Annotated in this window: 1 protein-coding gene; it reads left to right on the top strand. The window is 72.5% G+C overall.

Annotated elements, in window-relative coordinates:
- Positions 1–4,401: amino acid adenylation domain-containing protein (locus ACIA6T_RS35535; RefSeq protein ID WP_399450633.1), on the top strand; the 4,401-nt coding region annotated here is incomplete at both ends.

The following is a 4,401-nucleotide window of genomic DNA, read 5'->3' as shown; positions in this document are numbered from 1 at the left end:
CCCGCCGCGCTGCGGCTGACCGGCGACCTGGACCGCACCGCGCTCGAAGCCGCGCTGGCCGACGTGGTGGCCCGGCACGAGCCGCTGCGCACCGTGTTCGGCGAGGACGCCGACGGACCGTACCAGCGGGTGCTGCCCGTGGACCTGGGCCGGCCCGGACTGGACGTGGTTCCCGTCGCGGATGCCTCCCGGCTGGACGCCGAGCTGCGCGCCGCGGCCCGGTGCACCTTCGACCTGGAGCGGGAACTACCTTTCCGCGCAAGGCTCTTCGAGCTCACGGAGCAGGACCACGTACTGCTGTTGACGGTGCATCACATCGCGGGCGACGGCTGGTCGATGGGCCCGCTCTCGCGCGACCTGACCGCGGCGTACGCGGCTCGCTGCGCGGGCGTCGTTCCGGCGTGGACGGAACTGCCAGTGCAGTACGCGGACTACACCCTGTGGCAGCGCGAGGTGCTGGGCTCCGAGGACGACCCCGACAGCGCGCTGACGGGACAGGTGGAGTTCTGGCGCGAGGCGCTCGCCGGTCTGCCCGAGGAACTGGACCTGCCCAGGGACCGCACGCGGCCTGCCACTCCCTCGTACCGCGGCGACTTCGTGGAGTTCGAGGTGCCCGCCCAGGTGCACGAGCGGCTGGTGGCGCTGGCCCGGGAGAGCGGCGCGAGCGTCTTCATGGTGGTGCAGTCGGCGCTGGCGGCGCTGTTGTCGCGGCTGGGCGCGGGCACGGACATCCCGATCGGTACGCCGATCGCGGGCCGTACCGACGACGCGGTGGAGGACCTGGTCGGGTTCTTCGTGAACACGCTGGTGCTGCGCGCCGACCTGTCGGGCAACCCGTCCTTCCGTGAACTGGTCGGTCGGGTCAAGGAGTTCGACCTGGCGGCGTACGCACATCAGGACGTGCCGTTCGAGCGACTGGTGGAGGTCCTCAACCCCGAGCGGTCCATGGCCCGCCACCCCCTGTTCCAGACCATGCTCACCTGGAACGACGGCACCCTCCTGGGCGCCGACGCCACCGCCGGACAGCAGTTGCGCGGCCTCACCGTGACGGGACACTCCGTCGGTACCGGGGTCGCCAAGTTCGACCTGTCCTTCGCCCTTCGGGAGCGCACCGGTGACGGCGGCGGGCTGCACGGGGCGCTCGGCTTCAGCACCGACCTCCACGACCGCGACTCGGCCGCCCGGATCGCGGAGCGGTTCGTCCGCGTCCTGGAGGCCGTCGTGGCCGAACCGGACCTCCCCGTGAGCCGGGCCGACGTCATGGTGGACGCCGAGCGCGGCACGGTGCTGGAGCGGTGGAACGACACCGCGCGCCCTGTGCCCGGCGTGGCACTGCCGCAGCTGTTCGAGGCGCGCGCCGCCCAGGCCCTTGAGGCCACCGCTGTCGTCTGCGGCGACGTGGAGCTGTCGTATGCGGAGCTCAACGCGCGGGCCAACCGGCTCGCACGACTGCTCGTGCGGCACGGCGCCGGCCCCGAGCGGCGGGTCGCCGTCAGACTGCCGCGTTCGGCCGACCTGGTGACCGTCCTGCTCGCCGTGCTGAAGTCCGGTGCCGCCTACGTGCCGCTCGACCCCGACTTCCCGGACGAGCGCATCGCCTACATGATCGACGACGCGCGCCCCGTGCTCGTGGTCGACGAGGAGTGGCTCGCCGCCGCGGACCTCACCGGCCCCGACGCGACCGACCTGCCGCCGGTCCCGCTCGCGTCCGCCGCGTACGTGATCTACACCTCGGGTTCCACGGGACGGCCCAAGGGCGTCGTCGTCGGACACGCGGCACTCGTCAACTTCCTCCAGGACCTGGGGGAGCGGTGTGCGCTGACGCCGGACGAACGGCTGCTCGCCGTGACGACCGTCGGCTTCGACATCGCGGCGCTCGAACTGTACGTACCCCTGCTGGCCGGAGCCGCCGTGGTGCTCGCCGACCGGGACACGGTGCGCGATCCGCGGGCCCTGGCCGAGCTGATCGACGGGGCCGGGATCTCGGTCGTCCAGGCGACGCCCAGCCTGTGGCACGCGATCGTGGACGAGCACGCCACCGCGCTGTCGGGCATCAGGGTGCTCGTCGGCGGCGAGGCGCTGCCCGCCGACCTCGCCGCGTCCCTCGTCCGGCACGCGCACTCGGTGACCAACGTCTACGGTCCGACGGAGACCACGATCTGGTCCACCGCCGGAGCGGTCGACACCGACAGCGCACGCCGGGGCTCGATCGGACGGCCGATCGCCAACACCCGGGTGTACGTGCTGGACTCGGACCTGCGCCCGGTGCCCGCCGAAGTGGCCGGCGAGCTGTACATCGCCGGCGCGGGCCTGGCCCGCGGCTACCTGGACCGCCCGGCCCTGACGGCGGAGCGCTTCGTCGCCGACCCCTATGGTCCGGCCGGCACCCGCATGTACCGCACCGGCGACCTGGTGCGCTGGTCGGCCGACGGCGAGCTGGAGTACCTCGGCCGCGTCGACCACCAGGTGAAGGTGCGTGGTTACCGCATCGAGCCCGGCGAGATCGAGGCCGCCCTGCTCGCGCACGAGTCCGTGACGCGCGCGGCGGTCCTGGTCCGCGAGGACACACCGGAGGACCGCCGGCTGGTCGCCTACGTGACCGGCACCGCCGACCCGGCGGCGCTGCGCGAGCACGCGGCCCGTCACTTGCCGGAGTACATGGTGCCGTCGGCGTTCGTGACGCTGAACGCGCTGCCGCTGACCCCGAACGGCAAGCTGGACCGCCGCGCCCTGCCCGCCCCCGACAGCACGGCACAGCCCACGGGCCGGGCGCCGCGTTCGCCGCGCGAGGAGATCCTGTGCGGTCTGTTCGCCGAGGTGCTCGGCGTGGAGCGGGTCGGCATCGACGACGGCTTCTTCGACCTGGGCGGCCACTCCCTGCTCGCCACCCGCCTGGTGAGCCGCATCCGCGCCACGCTCGACGTGGAACTCTCCGTACGGCAGCTCTTCGAACGCCCGACGGTGGCACGGCTCGGCGTCGTCCTGGACACCGCGTCCGGACCCGCCCGCCGACCGCTGACCAGGGCGGAGCGGCCGGCCCGGATCCCGCTCTCCTACGCTCAGCAGCGGCTGTGGTTCCTGAACCGTCTGGAAGGCCCCAGCCCCACCTACAACATGCCGACGGCGCTGCGCCTCGACGGTCCGCTCGACCGGGAGGCGCTGACCGCGGCGCTGCACGACCTCGTGGTCCGCCACGAGTCCCTGCGCACCGTCATCGCCGAGGACGGCCACGGCGCTCACCAGGTCGTCCTGCCGCCCGAGGCGGCCTACCCCGAACTGCACACCGTCCACACGGACGAGGACGGCCTCACCGACGCGCTGACCTCGACGGCCCGCTACGCGTTCGACCTCGCCGCCGAACTCCCGCTGCGGACCTGGCTGTTCGCGCTGGGCCCGGAGCAGCACGTGCTGCTGGTGCTGGTGCACCACATCGCGGGCGACGGCTGGTCCGCGGGCCCGCTGGCGCGCGACCTGACCGGCGCGTACGCGGCCCGCAGCACGGGCGCCGCCCCCGCGTGGTCCGAACTGCCGGTGCAGTACGCGGACTTCACGCTGTGGCAGCGCGAGGTCCTGGGCTCCGAGGACGACTCCGACAGCGTCCTCGCACGACAGATCTCCTTCTGGCGCGAGGCTTTGGCCGAACTCCCGGAGGAACTGTCCCTTCCCGCCGACCGTCCCCGTGTCGACGTCGCCTCGCAGCGAGGCGGCCGGGTCGCCTTCGCCGTTCCCCAGGAGGTGCACGAGCGGCTGGTGGCGCTGGCCCGGGAGAGCGGCGCGAGCGTCTTCATGGTGGTGCAGTCGGCGCTGGCGACGCTGTTGTCGCGGCTGGGCGCGGGCACGGACATCCCGATCGGTACGCCGATCGCGGGCCGTACCGACGACGCGGTGGAGGACCTGGTCGGGTTCTTCGTGAACACACTGGTGCTGCGCGCCGACCTGTCGGGCAACCCGTCCTTCCGTGAACTGGTCGGTCGGGTCAAGGAGTTCGACCTGGCGGCGTACGCCCATCAGGACGTGCCCTTCGAACGGCTGGTGGAGGTCCTCAACCCCGAGCGGTCCATGGCCCGCCACCCCCTGTTCCAGACCATGCTCACCTGGAACAACCTCGACCAGCAGGCCGCGACCGAAGCTGCCGGGAGCCTGTCCGGCCTCACCGTGCGACAGCAGCCGTTGCCGACCGGTGCGGCCAAGTTCGACCTCCTCTTCCGCATGGTCGAACAGCACGCCCGGGACGCGCGTCCCGACGGCATCGCGGGTGTCCTCGAATTCAGTACGGATCTGTTCGATGTGGTGACTGCTGAGCGGTTGGCCGAGCGGTTGGTGCGGGTGTTGGAGGTGGTGGTTGCTGATCCGGGGGTGCGGGTCGGTGGTGTGGAGGTGCTCTCGGATGCTGAGCGGGGC

It is taken from the genome of Streptomyces sp. NPDC051740, assembly GCF_044453165.1.
GTDB classification, from domain to species: domain Bacteria; phylum Actinomycetota; class Actinomycetes; order Streptomycetales; family Streptomycetaceae; genus Streptomyces; species Streptomyces atrovirens.
Note: the sequence above shows the minus strand (reverse complement) of the source record. Positions and strands in the feature narration are given on the sequence as shown.